Here is a 20,035-nt window from a genome sequence, read left to right on the forward strand (position 1 = left end):
CTCAATTTATCTATCGCATTAAAGTGAGACCTATCAGACCGATGACCGCATCGTTTGCTACGGCAATAAGCTCTACTGATTGAAGTTTCTTTTTTTTGTTTAGAGGCAAATCCAATAATGAAGCTGCTCCGCCATCAATGGCACGATTGCTATACCCCTTGATATCGGTATAACGACTCCAGGTTCCGCCCTTATAAAGCTCTCCAGACTTCAGACTGATTCGGTAAGGAATTCGTTCATCGGGGAGCTCAAAAGCATGATTATCATCGAGGTAATCCTGTTCGATAGGCCACCAGTTAATAGGATTGATGAGATCTAGCGTATCAAAAGTTCCATCAGTATAATTGACCTTAATCTTGGCGTTGATAAGCTGGGATTGCATCGGATTTGTAGAACCGGCGACCAAGAGATACATTTTGCTGGCCTGGCCGGCTAAAGGTATTTTGACGCTTTTTGGATAATTATCCCACTGACTGACAAAGACCACATTTTTGGAGTCATTTTTTAGCTGAAACGGAATACCAAGGTATATTAGATCCCCTTGCTTGCCTTTTTTCATGATTCCCCTGTCGTCAATATTTGCCGTCGTCAATGGATAACACCAATTGCCTATTCCCTGCCAAGGCAGCTGCAAGGTTGGCCCTTCCGGTCTTGGCGAAAGATATTTCTGTTGGAAGATATCCGTCAAACGCGCATTGTAATAACTCGATAAATTTTCCGCTAAAAAATCAGGTTTATCATCGATATTCCAATCGATATAATCTACTTTTTGGCGATAAGCTCCCACAACCAGATTAACGCTATTTGTTCCCTTTGAAAAGATATTGATGGGAAGTTCCAATTTCTTTATTTCTCCTGATCTCAAGCTGAAGGCTGTTTGAAAATCCTGATGATCAATTGCCAGTTGTTGTGGCTGAGCAGAACGGTTTTCCATCGTCAAAAAATAGTCTAGCTCTTTACGCAGAATAGTTGAATTTATAGGCGGTAATAGCCGAATATCAACGGCCTGCCACCAAACCATAGCTCCCTGTTTAAGCTTCACAAAAAAGGTTCCTACCCGCTCATGCTGGACAAAAGAAAATTTGTGACCGGCTTTCTTTTGGATAATTCCTTGAGGATCGTAGCTTTCCAACAATTGGGTGTTAGCAGGTAAGGGAAAAGCCCATTGATCGGTGAATACTTGCTCCACATTTTTGGTATCCATCTTTTCGAGTTTACCATATCCCATTATCGTGATGTCGAAATTCCGCTTAGCTTCAGATTCAATAACAATACATGCCCCATTTATAGCGGAAGATTTTAATGACCACTTGACTTCTTTTCCATTGACTTTAACAGCACTCACCTGGGTAAAATCTACGGGAACTTCCAAAGCAAGTTTTACGGGCATCGCATAACGCGTGTTAATCTGAAATGTAATAGCAGTTTTAGTTTTCTTGTACGTATAACTCCATTCCGGCATTTCAATCTGTGCAAAATTCCATGTCGATGGGAAACCAGGTTTAATAAACAATTGTTTGCCCAGTAGATGTGGATGCACGCCAAATAATCCTTCGACTAATGTACGAGATGCTACACCAATTGGGTCGGCAAAATCACGGTATAATTCGCCTCTAAATGCATCATAGTGGGAAAGCTGCTGAAAGTTGGCGGGACTGATCCCATGATACATACTTTCCATGAGGTTACTTTTCCAGAGCTGATAGGCATCATCCGCCCGACCAGATTGCCAATAGGCCAATGCTGTCTGTAGATTCTCTGCCAAAGCAACATTATTGACCGACCAAGTGTAAGGCTGCCATGTCGTCGTCGGCAATGTATACAGGTCATGCTGTTCCTGTCCTTTGACATGAATAGGAATCTTTGGCAAATAATTAGTTACATATTGGAGATTTTGGTAGCTTTCAAAATCATCTAGAATAGCAGCGTCTGCGGCATGATAAATGGTCCACAAACCAGCATTTTCGTGTATAAGCTGATTGCCAAGCGCATCCTGGAACTCGGCAAAATGACCTTTCTTTTGCAGCCAAAGTCGATCTTTTAGCGCTTTTTGAATCTTATTTGCTTCTTGTTGGTAGGGCGTCGCATCCTCACCTATTACCTTTGCGAGTTTGGCCATCATTTGATTGGCACGGTACATATAGGCGGTTGTGTGCGTGACCGCGCCACCGGAATATTGTAAACCATCACTTGCCCAGATTGCACAATACGCATCGTATAAGCCATCATTGTCTCGATCGAAATTTCGCTTTTCCCAGTTGAGATGCCGAGTCAGCGTTGGCCACATCTCTTTGATATAAGCAATATCTCCCGTATAATTAAAATGTGACAACAATTGATCGATAAATACCAAGTTCATATCGTAGTGATGGGGTACCGTGTTATTATTTGGATTCCGAGAAATGTAGCCGCTTGAAAACATAGAAGTACCCATTTTTTCCAAATGTCGAGCTAAGTGCAAAGTTGTATCCATCACTACCCGTCCAGCAGCGGGTTCTCTAACCTGCGAATTCGCATAACTCGAAAAATGTTCTTTCGCTCTGTCATGCCATCCCAATACATCTGCGGTGTAAGCTCCCCGCCAGGCATTCAAACGCATACGCCATGCCACAGCTCCATGCAAGAAAGTAGGCGATTCCCAAATTCCATCAGCGGCTGCCGAAAGCGCTGCCCCCAAATTATTAATGTATCGATCCGGTGTGTTTATTTTAACCCGACTAGCCAACGAAACCCTTTTCTGATCCGCTAGCTCATAAATCTTTTCTAATGAGCCTTCAGAAAATTCCGCAGCAGAACGCTTCCCTTTAGCGATTTGAATATAACTTGATTTTTTTGTCAGCATAAATTCCCCGACAAGGATAGGACTACCCTTATTCTCCGTTTTGGTCAGATTAGCGAGATCATCCAAAACGGTAGCATCTGACATCCGCAGTCCTGAGAGTCCTGAAAAACTACCCTGAATAAATTGGGACTCATTTTTCTTATTTTGATACTTAAGTCCAAAACTATTTTTTTCCAGTGTATATTGATTGTGTTCACAATATGCAGGAAGAAGATAAAACCCCGATTCTGGATCCGCGCCTATGTCGCCATTTCTACTGAATGTTTTTCCGCTAGCTCCCCCATAGACAGCGTAAAGATGTGCATCGGGTTTAATATTCGTCGCCTGTAATTTTACGATCATCCCTTCGGCATCGGCCTGCGCCATCACAACGATATCGATATAACCATTTCCAAGTAAAGCATCTTTGATGCGATAATACATCGCTCCGGGTCGATATCTTGTCTCAATATGATCAGCATCAATCATTTTTTTTCGCTGCTGTTTATTGCTGAGGACAAATTGTAAGTTCCCTGCCATCCCCGGCATGTACAGCGCAAATTCAGGTAAATCGCCTGCTTCTACACGGGATGCCAGGTTATTACCATAAAGAGCGCGATTAAATCGATATCGCCCATTCACCAGTAAGAAATCTCCCTTATCCTCGGTATAATGCAGTACACGGTCGTTATCTTTCCAATGTTTTGACTGGGCAACAGCTATCTCCAGGACAGCCCCAACTAGCAAACCGCAAAAAATCAAATACTTTCGTATCATATCAATAATTATTTCATGAATTAGCTGTTTGCAGGTTTTTTAATGACCGTTAGCTACTTCTTAGTCACTGGAGTTTATACTTTCCATCGATTTATACGTTATGTTAATCGAAAGATTTGATTTCTTTTCCATTGACAATGACATTCTTGAGCGAGACATTCTTGAGGTAATCAACTTTAAACGTTTCTTTTACACCATCAATCTTACAATTAACCATCGTAAAATCAGTTATAGGTGAAGATTCGTACGCCGTGGAGAGCACGGCATACTTTCCGCCACCTTTAACATGGAGGTTTTCGACCCAGATATTGCGAATCGTTGGAATATGTTTTCCGGGTTTTTCATAAAACATATTAAATCGTACAGCCGCTTCCTTATATTGCCCCACTTCCGTGTTATAAAAAAAAACGTTCTCAATGATCCCACCTCGGCTGGAACTGGTTTTTATCCGTAGAGCCCGATCCAAATTTGGACTGTCCATGACATTGTTGAGCGCATAGATATTTCTGGCTCCGCCTGCAATTTCGCTACCGATAACGACGCCGCCATGACCATCTTTCATTTCACAATTTTCGATGATATGATTCTCCGCAGGTCGACCAATATTGCGGCCATCTTCATCTCGTCCCGATTTAATAGCAATACAGTCATCGCCGGTATCAAAATAACAATTTCTGATCCATACATTTTTACTTGCATCAGGATCGCAGCCGTCATTATTAGGTCCATGACTTACCACTTTCACACCTTCAATCAATACATTCTCACATAGGACAGGATTAAGATTCCACATCGGAGAATTAATCAGCTTGACCTCAGCAATCCAGACATTTTTGCATAAATAAGGCTGAACAAAATTGGGGCGAAGAAAATTTCCGTCGCCAAATACTCTTTTATGCGGATCCATCTCTTCAGCCATCTGCTGATGCAAAATTGCCCGGGCAGGCTTTTGTTCTCCAGGGCGGCCTTCGTGCCATCCATATTTTCGGGCACCACACCAATACCACCAATGATCATTATCGGCATTTCCATCCAGCAATCCTTTTCCTGTGATGGCAATATTCTCTTCTTTGTACGCATAGATGAAAGGAGAAAAATTGATGCATTCCATGCCCTCCCAACGCGTGAATACCATCGGATAATCAGCACTATCTCGACTAAAGAGTACAGTTGCCCCTTCGCTGACATGAAGATTAACGTTACTTTTCAAATAGATTGCACCGGTCAGATAGACTCCCTTTGGGACTATTACACGCCCTCCACCCTGCCTATTGCACGTTTCAATTGCTTTTCTAAAGGCTACAGTATTTTTTGTCCTGCCATCTCCAATAGCACCGAAATCAGCGATGGAATAATCTTTCTTTTTAAATGTAGGAGCAACAATAATCTTTTTAAGCTGTTCAATTTCCTTTAAGGGTTGCTTTGCACTGGTCCAGGTTATTTGTTGCCCTTGACTTGCTACGCATGCAAAAATTGCGAGGAGCATACTAAAAATCTGTTTCATTGGCTTATAATTGTTTCTGGTTATACTTGTTATATCAGCTGTCAAATTCCGCTCACTTGTATCGATCTTCAACATACAGAAGCAAAACTTTGCAGTTATTTTCTCGAATTAAACACGATTATCGCAGACTCTTCACACGATCTCAAATACAAAGGCTGTCGAAGTTTCTGCTATTCCGCCTTGGGTGGCTCCAAAAAGGAAACGCGGTTTATCCGTTATTTTATCCATCAGGATCATAGGTCTTTCAAGCCTGCCAAAGCGCTTCAAGTTGGCTGGTGGGGGCGGTTCCTGAATATAGGTCGATAAACCTAGATAAGCCACTTGCGGTTCAGACCATTTAACGCCATCTGATGATTTTAAGATCAATCCATCTTCGTGATTGTAAAACCCCATATCCCTTGCTAATAAACAATACTGTTCATCCTGTTTCCATACGAAAGCATCTTCAAGCTGTGCATTAAGCGGACGATCAGAAAAATCAATTACCGGATGCTCTGATACTTTAACATATGGTCCCAAGGGATGTTCAGCTTTGGCCAATCCATACTTTCGATTTCCTCTGACAGGACCTTTATCCCGCAGATATTCAGCAGTATTCCAAGATTTATAATACAACCAAAATTTACCATCGTTACCTTTTAGAAATGCTGGATTTGTGGTGCAATGATCATCCCATGCCCCCTCCACGCCAGGCAATAAGATTGGATTATCCTGTCGTTTCCATGGTCCATCCAGGTTTTTCGCCGTTGCTACACCTATCCTTTTGGTATCTGTCTTTCCGTTGGAATTTCCCATATAAAAAAGATAATACGTATCCGCTATCTTTTTTATCAGTGGATTATGACAGGTTGTACTATCCCAAAATCCTTCCCGAGGTTGTAGAACAACATCCTTATGTTGGAATGTTCCATAGGGAGAATCAGCAACTGCGTGCGCTATCTCGGAACCTTTGATCCAGCCTCCCATCCCTTTTTCCTTTCGCCAACGTGAATAAAAAAGATGAACCTTACCATCGTCGCCCCAAATCGGAGATGAGCACCAAATAAAGTAATCTACCAATTGTAAGGATCTTCCAATCGGTTTCAATTTGAAATAAGGAGACTCCAATATACCCTTTTTAGCTGCCGTATCTAAAGGTAACACCGTCATCGCCCACAAAAATGCATTTGATTTTAAGAAGACTCTTCTATCCATGTGAACATTTCCCTTCCGTTGATCTATAATTTGGTTTATTCCGATTCCCAATGTAATGAGAATCAAACCGAAAGATACCAAAACCAGCAATATTCCCTATCCTGCGCTATCCTGCAATCGCTTACATTTTGATAAAAAAAAGCCTACCCATTCCATTCAGAACAGGTAGGTCAGGTTCACGTTTATTACCATCAAAAATTAATAGCCTGGATTTTGCATAGCCTGTTTTTCTGCAGGCGTCAATGCGGCACCACTTTCATTGGTTGTTGCATCCAAGAAAGATTGCGGAATCGGTCGATAGTAATGTGTATTTGGACTAAAGACTGTATTCCCGCGTACATAACCATCATTAAAGGCTTTCCATCTCGCTTCCAATGTTTTGGTGCGCGCCAAATCTTCCCATCTGTAAAGTTCACCGCACAATTCACGTGTGCGTTCATTCAACAAAAATGCCATCATTTTCTGTGCATTGCTTGTTGCACCCAATTTCTCGTAGATTGGCGCATCAACTGCTGAATTATAAATGTCAGCGACAGAATTGATCAACATCTGAGTTTCGGAAGAGACCGTAGTTTTCGCAATATCATTATTGGATTCGTAGTATGAGTTTCCTTCCCAATAGATTGCTCCTTCCGCAGAAAAGCCGCCGCCCTTTCCAACAGCATAGGAATTATTCTTGTAGGCTTGTCCGCCGTCGATATTCTTCGCTCGGTCTTCACCATTTTTATAGCCAGCACGACTGCGCAATTTATTGATCCACTGGATTGCATTCGCGTACTGACCTTCACCCTTACGGATATAGGCTTCGGCTACCATTAAGACATCTTCCGCCGAGCGTGCCATAACAACATCTCGCGTACCATTGGCAGACGCTATACTAACCCGATAGCCATCTCTGAACTTCGAAAGCGCCACATAACGTGATTGAACACCAAAGTATCCGTTATTTCCATGTTGACCCACCCAAGCTTGAGGTTCTCCCTGAAAGTAACGTACAAAAGTATGCGGATTCTGCATCACGCCATTTTTAAGAACTCCTGTTGCATCACTGGCCACTGCTTTGTAGCGTGTATCGCCAGCGTTGTTCACAATGTATTTAATACCCAGCTCTCCACCTTTAAATCGCTTCGTTCCAACAACAGTTCCTTCAGGCCCAAGCGATGCATTGGCTGCAGTCCAGACAGGGGCATTAGCGGTATTATTGGCACCATACATCGTAATAAAGGATTTCCAGAAACGTGAATCATTCACCCTGTCAAATACATCCAGCGTATAATTTGTGGTACGCGCATAAGAGAATTCACGGTCGCCGGAGATATCGCGGCTTGTTCCTCCTAAATCTTGATAAACAGCAGGGTAGTAAAGATGGATCTGATTTCCATAACGTCCCCAGGTTGCCTGGTCGTCCGAAAACTGTGCTGACAGAACAACCTCCGAGACTTTTTCGTTAGCACTATTGGCCTTTTGATAATCCCATAGTTTTACGTAATCATCTACCAGGGGATGTGCCGCCACGACCTCCGTTCCATATTTGATGACAGCATCTAAGTCTTCTGCGGTATATTTTGAATTCCAAGAGGCATATAGCTCGCTCGATCGAGTCAATCGTGCTTTAGCAATGTAGTGTGCTGCAGCTGATTTTGTTACACGCCCAAATTCTGTCGCCGAAGCCGGCAACAACGTATAAGCCTGCTCAAGATCTGCTATGGCCTGTGCAAAACAGGCATCCTCTGAGGCTCTTGTAAAATAGGATTCAACCTTTTCGGTCGGGGTCAATTTCAGGGGGACACCACCAAACTGTACAATCAGCTGTAAGTAGAAATATCCCCGCATAAAGTATCCCTCGCCAAGACGTGTATTATAATTGGCATTGGATTTATCATAATATAAGGGTACGTTTTGAATCAGGGTATTGGCCGATTCGATACCACTATACATATTATCAAACACCGGCTGAATATTTCCACCACCATAAGTTGATTCTGTAGAATTTAGATCGGCGCTATAACTATTGAAGCTTGGGGAGGGATTATTTGCATCCGTAAACTCATCTACACCTAGATTGAACAAAGCCATGCCCCAGGTATAATTATATTTAAACTTCAGCTTCGAGTAAACTCCTGTCGCCAGATCATCCAACCCTGCCTGTGTCTTAAAATATTCCGTATCTGGGATAGTAATCTGGTCCTCTTTTAAAAAGTCTTTGCTACATCCATTCAATACTAGCAATCCAGCAGCACCAAAGATAGAAGCAATTAATATTTTATAATTTTTCATGAATATCTTTTTTAATCTTTTTACAGTCTAAAACCCAATGTTTACACCAATTACTACACCCCGAGTTGCTATTGCGGAACCAGCTTGCGTTGTATTATTATTGTAATTCGATAGATCTGGATCCAAGAAATCAACTTTTGAATACAGCATCGCTGGATTCATAATTTGTGCATAGATTTTAAAGTTACTTACGCCCAACTTCTCTAATTTTGCTTTTGGAAAATTGTATCCCAAACTTACATTCCGCAACTTAATAAATGAGCCATCACGATAATTCATAGAAGAATTCCTAGGATCTGCAACATCAATACCATTCAATCCCGGTTGATAATACTCCGCGTCTTCATTAACGCCAGGGATAAAATAATCCAATTTACGCATCATAAAACGCCCACCTAGATTTTCTGCCCCGGCATTGATGGTTTGTCCCCAACGGGAGAAAATAAAAAAGGATAAATCAAAATTCTTATAGGTGAAGGTGTTCATAATACCGCCGGACCATTTTGGACGATAGGAGCCCAAAATCTGCCGGTCATAAGTTGCATCTATTTGACCATCAGGAACACCATCGGGCCCACTAATATCTTTTACACGAATCTGTCCAGGTTTCGCTTTGTATTTTGCTGCTTCTTCCGCTTCTGAGGTTTTCCAAATACCATCATAAACTAGATCGTACGGAACAGAGATTTGCTGGCCGACAAACAATTTATTATTAGCATCTTCTGTCCGTCCGTCATTCAATTGCAAAATTTTATTTCGATCCATTGACCAGGTTAGGGTTGTATTCCACTGAAAGTTAGCACTTTTAACATTGACTGTATTCAACTGAAAATCAATCCCCCAGCCTGAGGTTTTCCCAATATTTGCCCAAGTACTCGGGAATCCAGTTACGGGATTTAAACTCATCGCGAATAATAAATCATTCGTTTTTGTTTTATAGAAATCCAATGCACCATTAATGCGATTATTGAAAAGACCATAGTCAATTCCAACATTATATTGTGTGGTCCGTTCCCAGCTCAATTCAGGATTGGCCATTTTCTGAGGATTCGCAGCAGAAGGATCTGATGCTACATAACCTGGGCTCGAATTGTTAGCGCTCCAATTGTAAAAATTTTGCGTCAATCCTCCTTTCGTACCATAGGCACCAATAGCAGCATTACCCACAATCCCTGCTCCTACCCGTAATTTTAGTGCGTTGATGAAATTAGCATTTTTCATAAAATCTTCTTGGTCGATTCGCCATGATGCAGCTACGGAAGGAAATGAGCTCCATTGGTGTCCTGGGGCTAATACCGAAGATCCATCCCATCGCACAAAGGCAGTCAACATATAACGATCCTTATAGTTATAGTTTGCACGCGCCATATAGGATTCCATTTGTCTCTCCTCGAGTCCAGTCCCCCAACTACCCACAAAGCCTCCTGAATTAATATTATACCATAATTCTCGAGCACTGTAGACATCCGTCGCTTTCATATTACTTGATTCAGAATTATACTTGGAAGAACTTTGTAATAATGTTATCCCTAAATGATGATCTGTTCCAAAGTCGCGATCATAATAGATCAGATTATCTAAGGTCCAAGAAAGATTTCTATTTGTGGAGTAAGTCACTGCATTATTGCCGTCACCATTTATTCCTTCGGCTGCATTTGCTAAACCCAACCGGTAATATCTAAATTCAGGTCCAAATTGCACCCGATATCTTAGCCCTTTCAATGGCTCATAAATCTGTCCAAAATCCAATTGGCTAAAGAAACTGCCATTCGCACCAAAAGTCTGACGTTGATTGGTATTATTTGTTAATTCATTAATTGGGTTGATAATATTTACTTCTCCAGCCGCAGGGTTACGAATGTAGTTACCATTTTCATCGTATGGAACGGACCAAGGCAGCATACTCCGTAAAGCCGAGTAATAATCGCCCGCGCCCGTGACCGATTTAGAAAAGTTATAACCGTAATCTTGATCGGAGAAAAAGGTATTTAGAGAAGCTCCCATGGTAAACCACTTAGTCGGAGTTGCTTCAAAACTTACTTTTGAAGTATAGCGATTAAATTTTTGCCCTGGTTGTGTGGCATCTTGTTTTAAATAGCCAAAGGAACCATAGCCTTTTGAATTTTCACCACCACCGGACACGCTTAAGGTATGTTCGGTCGATAAGGCATTTTTACGTCCTGCGTCAGCCCAATCGTAATTACCGACTAAGCTTGGATCCCATACGGTATTATTGTTGGTCCAGCCTTTAGCAATATTTGCCCAAGAAGCCGGCACTTTAGACCATTTGTCATAATCTTTCTTGTAGTCAGGTGTTGTGGTACCGAAATTTGCCAAGCGCGCATAATCCAACCATTCGGCTGCATCCATGTATTCTGTGACATCATACATTTTTTCAAATGTCGCTGTACCTGCATAATTCAACATTAGGCGACCTTTTTTACCTTGCTTGGTCGTCACCAAAACCACACCATTCGCACCACGCGAACCATAGACAGCTGTTGCAGAAGCATCTTTTAGGACATCAATGGTTTCGATATCGCTTGGATTGATATTGTCAATGCCTCCAGCCTGCAATACCATTCCATCGACTACATATAGCGGATTTTGATCTGCATTGATAGATCGTACTCCTCTGATTTTTATACTACCTGTTGTTCCCGGTCTTTGGTTCGAAGTGATATCTACACCGGCCACCTTACCTTGCATTGCCTGCAATGCATCTTTTACAGGCATTGCCTTCAGTTCTTTTTCCCCCACACTGGCAATTGAACCCGTCACATCCTTCTTTTTCATCGTGCCATAACCAACCACCACGACTTCATCCATGACATCGACCTTTTGTGCAAGAACTATATTGAAGTTATTTTGACTACCAACAGAAATTTCTTGGGATTCGAAACCAAGGCTTCTGAAGGCCAATACATCCGATGGCAGCGCGTTGATGGTAAATGACCCATCGGCATTGGTCTTTACCGTCATAGTTTTGCCTTTTACCTGTACTGTCACACCTTGAACAGGTGAACCTTTTTCATCATTTACCTTTCCAGTCCTCGTAGTTTGAGCAAATAAATTTAACGTACACAACATCGCCATAAACAGCAAAAAAGTGTACTTCTTTACATGATGATCAAACCTAATTGTTAAATAGTTTATCATTAAAGTATTATTTAGGTATTATTTTATTCTTTCCCTTGTTGATCTTCGGTAGTGAAAATCGGTTTTCATTATACGAGATAATGAAAATGTTGTATGATCTTTACTTATTGCTTTATAGGACGACTGGCTTAAAAAAATAATCAGATTTCCCCTTAGGCTTATAATGTTGGTTAAAAGTAACAGGATGATTTGTAATAACCATCCTGTTCAATCCTGTCATTAGCTGGCGCCAAAAATAAAAAAATCGCCCTTAAATGCTAAGGGCGATTAAATCAATTAAAATATTAATATCCGGGATTCTGTGTATACAAGCCCGGACTATTGTCTAGTTCTGACTGTGGCACCGGATATAGGACATAATTGACTTGAAAATCTAACATCTGCTTTGCGACGTCCTCTTTCCTGATCCAAGCCTTCATGACCGATTCGACACTACCACTGCGGACAAGATCAAACCATCGCACCCCTTCGCCAATAAACTCCCTTCTGCGTTCGTCCATCAGCTGTGATTTAGTGACATTCGTCAACTCAGTTGTCAATCCGGCGCGTTTTCTGATTTGATTGATGACCGCATCTACATCCGTTTGAATGTTCCCAGAGGCGCCATTCAATATGCACTCCGCCTTTAGCAATAGCAAATCACTATAACGGAATACAATATAATTGATCGGCCAATCCATTCGATTTGCAGGCACTTTGGTAAGGTCTACAAACTTCTTAACAAATGATCTTGTTTCAGCAACATTGCCATAGATATATCCTTGCTGAATACTGAACGTCTTTCTGCTGTCACCTGTATCATACAGCTTAAGCAGGTCATCAGATACTGGCCTGATTGTTAAGCCTCCTTGCGTGGCTAGCCCGAGTGAATTGAACCAATTATCAGGCACAAGCACCCAAGGAAATGTTGCCCCAACAACAGGATTAGCGCCGCTTGAATATTCAATATTAAAAATCACTTCCTTGTTGCGCTCATTACCGTAATCAAAAATGCTATTATAGCTGGTCAGCAAACTAAATTCATTGCTGTTGATCACCTCGTTAAACTGCTCCACCGCTTTCCCCCATTCGTTACTGTTCAAACCCGCACCTTCAACGCCCAATGTGGGTCCTGACCGTGTCATATAGACCAAGCCAAGCAACATTTTTGCGGCGTATTTATTGACACGGCCTTTATCTGCAGCAGCGTACGCACTGGGTGCAGGCAGCGCATTAATTGCTTTGTTCAGATCTTCAATAATCAACGCATACAACTCCTCCACGTTACTCCGGCCAACGCTTTTAGCTTGGCTGGCGGATACCACCTTGTCGATCCGTGGCACTTTGCCAAAGTATCGGATCAAATCAAAATAAAAAAATGCACGCAAGAACCGGGCTTCGCCTTCCATTCTATTGCGAAGGCTTTCATCAATAATAGCCGTGGAACCATTCGCCGCAAGTTGTTCCAAATAATTGTTTACACGAAAGATGCCGTTAAAATTTGTTTGCCAAGCTTCTATCACATAGGGGTTACTCGCAATCGTTTTATGAAAACTGTTGATCCCTTCCCAATCACGCACTCCGCCGTCCGACACTGCGTACAAGTTATCCGATCGTGTTTCCGAGAGATTCATCAGGCGATCAGGATATCCTCGTGTACTGTTATATATAGCGTTCAATCCTTGAATAAAATCATTTGCTGTCTTAAAGTAGGTATCTGAAGTAGCACTCGAAATTGGTTGCTGATTCAGATCCATTTTGCAAGATCCCAATAGACCTGCTATCAAAAAAAATAGGCTCAATTTTTTCATCGTTCTAAAAATTTACGTTTAAACCAAATGTCACTGTCTTTGGAATTGCCAGGCCCCCATAATCACCCGCCTCGGGATAATCAGAGCTTCCGCTTAGATTTGTGTTTGAAGATTCCGGATTCACACCCCCGTCATATTTGTCCTTTCCCCAAAAATTCTCCAATGTCACGAATAAACGGACCAAACTAAGTTTGGACTGACTCCCCAATTTCAGGTCTTTTATATTATAACCAAGAGTGACGTTGCGTAAACGCCAATAATCCGACGAATACAGCCAATCTGTATTTTTAATCCGTCCAAACGTTGAATAAGCTTTTCCAACACGACCTTCTCCAGGATCCTCTTCCGAACGCCATCTATCCCGATAAAATCCAAGCGCATTGTCTGATGATCCTTGACCGGTACGTCCCAAGGCACGTCCTAATAAGGAATAGATATGACCACCATTCTGGCCTTGGAACATAAAACTCAAATCAAAATTTTTATACTTAAAGTTGTTGGTTATCCCCCATACATAGCTCGGGTTTGGATGCCCCACAATCACACGGTCATTCGCATCAATCACACCATCTCCATTGGCATCCACATATTTTGGATCACCTGCCTTTTGGCTACCATACAACGCAGCCCCAGCATCAATGTCTGCTTGACTCAATATGCCGTCTTGTTTAACGACATAAATACTATACATCGGCTCGCCAATCCGTAGAAGACTATGCTGGATATCAAATGAGGACGGTATTAAAATCTCCTTTTGCTCACCATCAAGTTTTGTTACTTTATTGGAATTATGACTAATATTAAAAGAGGTAGACCATGAAAAATCTGCTTTTCTGACCTGATGGGACGTGATCTCTAAATCCCAGCCTTTACTTTTCACCTCTCCTGCATTATCCAAATAGGAAGAAAAACCTGTCGAAAGCATGGAAGGAACATTTAGCAATAAATCACTGCTCTTCCGGGTATACCAGTCAAATGATCCTGTAATGCGGGAACCCAAAAGGCCAAAATCCAATCCCACATCATAAGTCCGCGATTTTTCCCATCTTAGATCCGGATTAATGATATTGCTTGGCGCCTGTCCAGAAACGGAAAGGCCATTTGACGAATAATTATAAAAGCCCAACAAGGCAATGCTACTGTAATCACCTATATTGTTATTCCCTGATTCACCATAGCTTCCGCGTAATTTCAGCTCATTGATAAAGGTAACTGGTTTCATAAAACCCTCCTGTGACAGACGCCAGCCCATGGACAACGATGGGAACCAACCCCATTTTGTATTGGATCCAAAACGCGATGAGCCGTCCCGACGAATACTTCCAGAAAGCAAATACTTACCGTCATAGGCATATTGGACACGCCCAAAATAAGAAAGCAAGACACTTTGTGTTGCGCCTGTTGAGGCAACTGTAGCAACTGCACCGTTCAAAGTTGTTATAGAACTATTGGTATAACCTCCCTGCGAGGTGATGGAAGAAGTTTCAAGTTTATCAAAATTATAGGCTTGCCCCAGCAATGCGGTAATATCATGTTTGTCAAAATTGAGATGATAATTTAATGTATTCTCGTTTACAAAAGTTTGCTTTCGATACACACTGTTGGAGCCATAGGTCGCTTGATTCGGGTTGTTGGTTCGGTTAGCCAAAGTTCCGCCTACAGTGTAGGGCTGAAATCTATTACTTCTGCTATCGGTTTGATCCAAATTAACTGTAGTCTTAAAATTGAAGTTATCAAGAATATTGTACTGTCCGTAAACTGTCCCCAGTAAACGTGAAATTTTGTTTTCCCCGATATAATAATTCAATTTGGCAATGGGATCATTTGTTGAAGTACTCCAAGGATATTTTTCATTGTCAAAAACGTTTACTGTTCCAGCAGGATGGTCCTGAACAGGTGACATCGAATAAATCTGATGCATGATATTATCCTTTCCTTCCACTCCGGGATCGTTTCCGATAGAATAGGTAGGTGCTAAGTTTAAACCAAATGCGAATTTTTTATTCGGTTTTACTTCAACGTTAGCTCTGGCAGTATAGTTTTTATAATCCAAGCCTTTCACAATACCTTGTTGATTGAGGTAATTCCCCGAGATATAATAATTGACAAATTCTGTCGCTCCCGAAGCCGCAACCTGGTAGTTTTGGATCACTCCTTTTCGATACGCTTCGTCTTGCCAATTGATAAGGTAAAGCCCGGGATGTCCGGGTTCCAGCCAACGGTCATCATACATATAAGATGTATTATATGTCCCGTCGGCGAGTCCCAATATTTTCCGTCGTTCGGCATTGCTTTGGCTTGCCAGCCTTCCGGTACCCGAGGCTTCCCATTGTGCATTGATCATCTCCACCGCTCTATCTATCCACTCTTCACCATTTAACATATCCAATTTTTTATAAGCCTCGGACATGCCTACGTATGAATTGAGACTTACTTTAGCCTGGCCGCTCTTCCCGCGTTTTGTGGTGATCAAAACAACTCCGTTTGCTGCTCGGGATCCATAAATTGCAGCTGCAGATGCATCTTTTAGTACCTCCACAGATTCAATATCGTTGGGGTTCATATTATCCAGCGGATTTCCTGAGGCATAGTTTCCCGAGCCGTTTTGCGAGGCCGTTGACAGTGGGAAACCGTCAATGACATACAAGGGTTCACTTCCAGCGGTAATAGAGCCCGATCCCCTGACCTGAACACTTAACCCTTTTCCGGGAACACCTGTAGATTGCTTAACCCGTACACCGGACATCTGTCCGATCAGGGCTTGATCAACCCGTGCAATAGGGCGCTCATCGAGATTCTCAGCATTAAACTTTGAAACCGGTGCTATAAGGTTAGTTCGTTTTTGGGATCCATAGCCAATGACGACAACCTCATCCAATGCTTCTTGTTTCGGCAACAACTCAACACGTAGAAATGCTAATGTTGATACGCGGACTTCTTTCTGCTGGTATTCCACAGAACGAAATACAATGTTGTCACCAGATTTTGCATGAATACTGAAATCACCATTTTGACCGCTTGCCCCTTCATTTTTGCCATTTACCTGGATTGTAACGCCACTGATCGGCTGATTTTTACTATCAACAACTTTTCCAGTCAGTGTCCCCTGTGCGTACAATACATGCGTAAAAGCCATTTGAGCCACAACAATGGCCCCATATCGCATTATGTTTTTCATGGATTGAGTTTTTTAATTATTAATCTGATTTATATTGGTAAATCAATTTAAAAGAACTCATTTGATTAACTGTCCTGAACTTACATGATAACCAGACAATTGCAAATTTTAAAAACTTAAAACGCACTCCATTTTGTACATTTTAACGATCGAAATTGTAAAAAGTAATGTCCAAAAAAAAGCCTCGTTTTATACGAGGCTTTCAATAGTGCTTACTGCTTTTTGCTTTTAATAACTCCAAATGGTCACGGGTCCAATCAGACCGCTTTCCATGGGTTTCCAGCCGCTTGCATCAAAATCTTTATAATTGATATTGACAAAATTGATTTCATGATAATTTCGCCAGGCAACTTTTTTACGGTCTAAATAGCTGATACGGTTTGCCATTAAATTGGCAACCTCTATGCGAATCTTGTTTTCCCCATTGACAAGCATTGTTGTAATATCTAGCTGAAACGGAACCGACCATAACACACCGGCCTCCTTTCCGTTGACATAGACCTTTGCACTTTCAGCAACACGACCCAATTTCAGTAGATAGGATTTTGATTGATCCTTATTGATCGAAATTGTTGTTTCATAAGCCCCTGTTCCGGAAAAATTGACAGCATCTTGGTCTCCCCAATCTGTCCAGGAGGAGAGTTGATCGAGCTTTTTAGCCTTTGGTAAAACAGGTCCACCAGCAATAAAACTCACTTTCCAATCGCGATCCAATTGCGCCACTTGGTTTAACTCGTCCTGATAACGAAAGGGTTCTCCGGCCTGTTGCGCTGAGGCAAGGACTATCCAGGAATAGCCAGATGGAATCTGCACCCGTATTTTGCCGTTAGCTGATGGCAACTGATATGTCTGCCCAGTTTGAGGATCCAACAGCGAATAATGTGAAGCCTGTACATTTAGTGTAATGTTACGATCAACGGTCTGTCCACTATGATTGACCAAATAATAATACCTGTCCTTACCAGCGGCTCTGCGTGAAAACTTCAACCCTGTTTGGTTAATCCGTTCTGGTGCGATCTCTTCTGTTTCGAGCGCCGAATTGACATCTGTCGTAAGATAGATTTTGCCTCTTCCAAAAGCTGTATACTGATTCGCTTTATCCTTTTCGAAACCTAGCGATGCAATTAATTTATTAAACAGTGTACGACGTTCCTCTAATTGGCTATATCCAGGAATCTCTTGCGGTAATTGCTGGAAGATGACAGTTGCGCCTTGGTTGGCCATTTCCAGGATTTTCTGCAGTGTCACTTCAGAAAAATAATGACAGGCAGGTATATAAATTGCCCGATAAGGGATCGCATCCTTTGAGGTTTGTAATTTCCCGTCGTTTACTGTAGTTCCCGCCAGAATTTTATCTGTTGCAAAATCAAAGCTATAGCCCCGTTTCTGCAGCTGAACACTTTGTTTATAAAATTGCGTCGGATGTAACCACTCGTCAACATCATGAACCTTTAATGCCTTATCCATTCCCTTGGCATTATTCCAAATATCATAAATGGGCCAATATACCAGCAGTTCGTTGTCAGCACGCGTAGATTGCAAGATAGATTGCACACGTGTAATATATTGATTCAAACCGGTAAGGTGGTCCCAGAACGAATTTTGTGGAACAAAATTAACGGAAGCATAGAACAACCATCCGGGAAAAGGTACATTTTTCGGCGAATAGGTTGTCCCATGATAGAATACATGATTCACTCCAGCAAGGAATAGTTGTTCGACTTCTGGTTTCGTTTGTGACAAAGAAGTTTTAAAATGTTCCGTCAGCCAGGTGAATGTTTCCGAAGAAGTATATTTTTTACCGTATACATTTGTCGCCGACGTCGCAAATTTCGCCATCATGGGGTCTGGATCCACATTACGGATATCAGCAGTATCCCGTCTTAATCCAGGAATATCAAAACTGCTGGATCCAAAGGTTTCACACTCCGCAATATCTGTATCCGCATACAAATCAATCAGATTTCCTGGAGATCCATGGGCTTGATTTTTTGAGACTGCGCTAAAGCGATGGGCGAAATTCGTAAACGGGATCAAAAAATTCTGGGCGAGCAATGCATTTACAACTTCACGATAATCCGATTTAAGGCCTGCTGTTTTAGCTTCATTCTTGCCCTTACCTGCAAAATCCAGGAGATGATCCTGTAACCTATATCCCTTTATCCGTTCAAATGATTGCAAAAACTCATCCGTCCAATTCGCACCGTATACTTCGTAGCTATCGTTAAAAAAAGCACGTACATGCAATGGTTTGTCCTGAAAAGCTTCGGCAAATCTATTGAAATAAGATGCCACAGAATGCTTCCCCAGGTGATCCAACGTATATCCTTCTCCGCCCGGAGCGGCACGTTTGACTTTCTGCCCTGTTCTACCAGAAAAGACAGCTATTAAACGAATATCGGTAGGGGCTTCCCATGTTCCAGCAGTCCTTGAAATATGATCATCCAGATTAATCTCGCTATTGTCGGCTCTAAATGCCCGTAATGCCTGCAAAAAGAAATAATGTTGTTTAGGATCCTTAGGCTTTAAGGGAAAGGTGACTTTTTCACCTTTTTTTAATTCAAATTCATCTAGGATCAATTTGGTAGCGGCATCCTTTTCTTTGATTTGAGGTCCCCCAAATGGCCAACCAGTTCCCAAATTAATATCCACTCCCATGCCCAAGGCATTGGCCTTATCCGTTGTTACCCCCAACATATTCATCCATTGTGGTGAAAGAAAGTTCAGGTAGCTGGATTCAAATCCCTTAGCGCCATAAATAGGTGTTACCTCAACTCCACCAAAACCACTTTTTTCAAATAAGGTTAATTCGCGTTCGAGATTAGGTCGGTCCACAGCCGAACCGAGCCACCACCAACGCGTCCAAGGCCTCATTTCTTTGGTAACTGCTGGCCATAAATCCTGCGCCATCGTTCGACCGACAGCCAACAGATTACAGGCAAGCACTAATGATATATAAATTTTCTTCATGTTACAGTTGGCCTAATCTAGGTGAAATACTTTTTTCAAACTGACCGATACTGGAGAATGATCGGCATGTACTTCCATGATATCAGACATATAATCCCACCATTGCTGAACAATAGTTTCCTTACCCAACTCTTGTGACGAATGTCCTGCTAAATATTGAACAGCAAATAGAGTGTCTGTCTCCTCATCCAAAAAAATGGAATAATCAGACACCCCATTTTCGCGTAATAAGGTTATTAATTCTGGCCAGATCGCGTCATGTCTCCGCTTATATTCCGCAGACATTCCCGGTTTCAATTTCATTTTAAATGCTATTTTCTCCATTTCTTTTAAGTCTTCAACTATTTTATGATCGACAAATTTTC

General features: G+C 41.9%; 9 protein-coding genes. All 9 read right to left on the reverse strand.

Annotated elements, in window-relative coordinates:
• Positions 1-10: 10 nt before the first annotated feature.
• Positions 11-3,598 carry a DUF4450 domain-containing protein gene (locus A9970_RS09615; RefSeq protein ID WP_182982135.1) on the reverse strand — a complete coding sequence of 1,196 codons (3,588 nt, stop codon included), beginning with the start codon at positions 3,596-3,598 and terminating at the stop codon, positions 11-13.
• Between the two features lie 103 nt (positions 3,599-3,701).
• On the reverse strand, positions 3,702-5,102 hold the full coding sequence (locus tag A9970_RS09620; RefSeq protein WP_182982136.1) for a glycoside hydrolase family 28 protein: 1,401 nt from the start codon (positions 5,100-5,102) through the stop codon (positions 3,702-3,704).
• A 132-nt stretch (positions 5,103-5,234) separates the two neighbouring features.
• The gene (locus tag A9970_RS09625; protein WP_182982137.1) at positions 5,235-6,296 is read right to left on the reverse strand and encodes a glycoside hydrolase family protein; all 1,062 of its coding nucleotides are present in this window, start codon (positions 6,294-6,296) and stop codon (positions 5,235-5,237) included.
• A 198-nt stretch (positions 6,297-6,494) separates the two neighbouring features.
• Positions 6,495-8,573 carry a RagB/SusD family nutrient uptake outer membrane protein gene (locus A9970_RS09630; RefSeq protein ID WP_182982138.1) on the reverse strand — a complete coding sequence of 693 codons (2,079 nt, stop codon included), beginning with the start codon at positions 8,571-8,573 and terminating at the stop codon, positions 6,495-6,497.
• Between the two features lie 27 nt (positions 8,574-8,600).
• A complete protein-coding gene (locus A9970_RS09635; RefSeq protein WP_220801572.1) occupies positions 8,601-11,732 on the reverse strand; it encodes a TonB-dependent receptor in 3,132 nt (1,043 codons plus the stop codon).
• Positions 11,733-12,016: 284 nt separating this feature from the next.
• Positions 12,017-13,522, reverse strand: a complete 1,506-nt coding sequence (locus tag A9970_RS09640; protein ID WP_182982139.1) for a RagB/SusD family nutrient uptake outer membrane protein — start codon at positions 13,520-13,522, stop codon at positions 12,017-12,019.
• 4 nt (positions 13,523-13,526) lie between these two features.
• Positions 13,527-16,700: a TonB-dependent receptor gene (locus A9970_RS09645; protein WP_182982140.1), complete on the reverse strand. Its 3,174-nt coding sequence runs from the start codon at positions 16,698-16,700 to the stop codon at positions 13,527-13,529.
• Between the two features lie 228 nt (positions 16,701-16,928).
• Positions 16,929-19,670 carry a glycosyl hydrolase gene (locus A9970_RS09650; RefSeq protein WP_182982141.1) on the reverse strand — a complete coding sequence of 914 codons (2,742 nt, stop codon included), beginning with the start codon at positions 19,668-19,670 and terminating at the stop codon, positions 16,929-16,931.
• Positions 19,671-19,682: 12 nt separating this feature from the next.
• Positions 19,683-19,994 carry an L-rhamnose mutarotase gene (gene rhaM / locus A9970_RS09655; RefSeq protein WP_182982142.1) on the reverse strand — a complete coding sequence of 104 codons (312 nt, stop codon included), beginning with the start codon at positions 19,992-19,994 and terminating at the stop codon, positions 19,683-19,685.
• Positions 19,995-20,035 lie beyond the last annotated feature (41 nt).

This window comes from Sphingobacterium sp. UME9 (genome assembly GCF_014170215.1).
Classification (GTDB): Bacteria; Bacteroidota; Bacteroidia; order Sphingobacteriales; family Sphingobacteriaceae; genus Sphingobacterium; species Sphingobacterium paramultivorum.

Excerpts from the sequence above, each read along its gene's own strand:
- A9970_RS09615 (WP_182982135.1), bottom strand. The coding sequence starts at position 3,598 with ATGATACGAAAGTATTTGATTTTTTGCGGTTTGCTAGTTGGGGCTGTC.
- A9970_RS09620 (WP_182982136.1), bottom strand. The coding sequence starts at position 5,102 with ATGAAACAGATTTTTAGTATGCTCCTCGCAATTTTTGCATGCGTAGCA.
- A9970_RS09625 (WP_182982137.1), bottom strand. The coding sequence starts at position 6,296 with ATGGATAGAAGAGTCTTCTTAAAATCAAATGCATTTTTGTGGGCGATG.
- A9970_RS09630 (WP_182982138.1), bottom strand. The coding sequence starts at position 8,573 with ATGAAAAATTATAAAATATTAATTGCTTCTATCTTTGGTGCTGCTGGA.
- A9970_RS09635 (WP_220801572.1), bottom strand. The coding sequence starts at position 11,732 with ATGATAAACTATTTAACAATTAGGTTTGATCATCATGTAAAGAAGTAC.
- A9970_RS09640 (WP_182982139.1), bottom strand. The coding sequence starts at position 13,522 with ATGAAAAAATTGAGCCTATTTTTTTTGATAGCAGGTCTATTGGGATCT.
- A9970_RS09645 (WP_182982140.1), bottom strand. The coding sequence starts at position 16,700 with ATGAAAAACATAATGCGATATGGGGCCATTGTTGTGGCTCAAATGGCT.
- A9970_RS09650 (WP_182982141.1), bottom strand. The coding sequence starts at position 19,670 with ATGAAGAAAATTTATATATCATTAGTGCTTGCCTGTAATCTGTTGGCT.
- rhaM (WP_182982142.1), bottom strand. The coding sequence starts at position 19,994 with ATGGAGAAAATAGCATTTAAAATGAAATTGAAACCGGGAATGTCTGCG.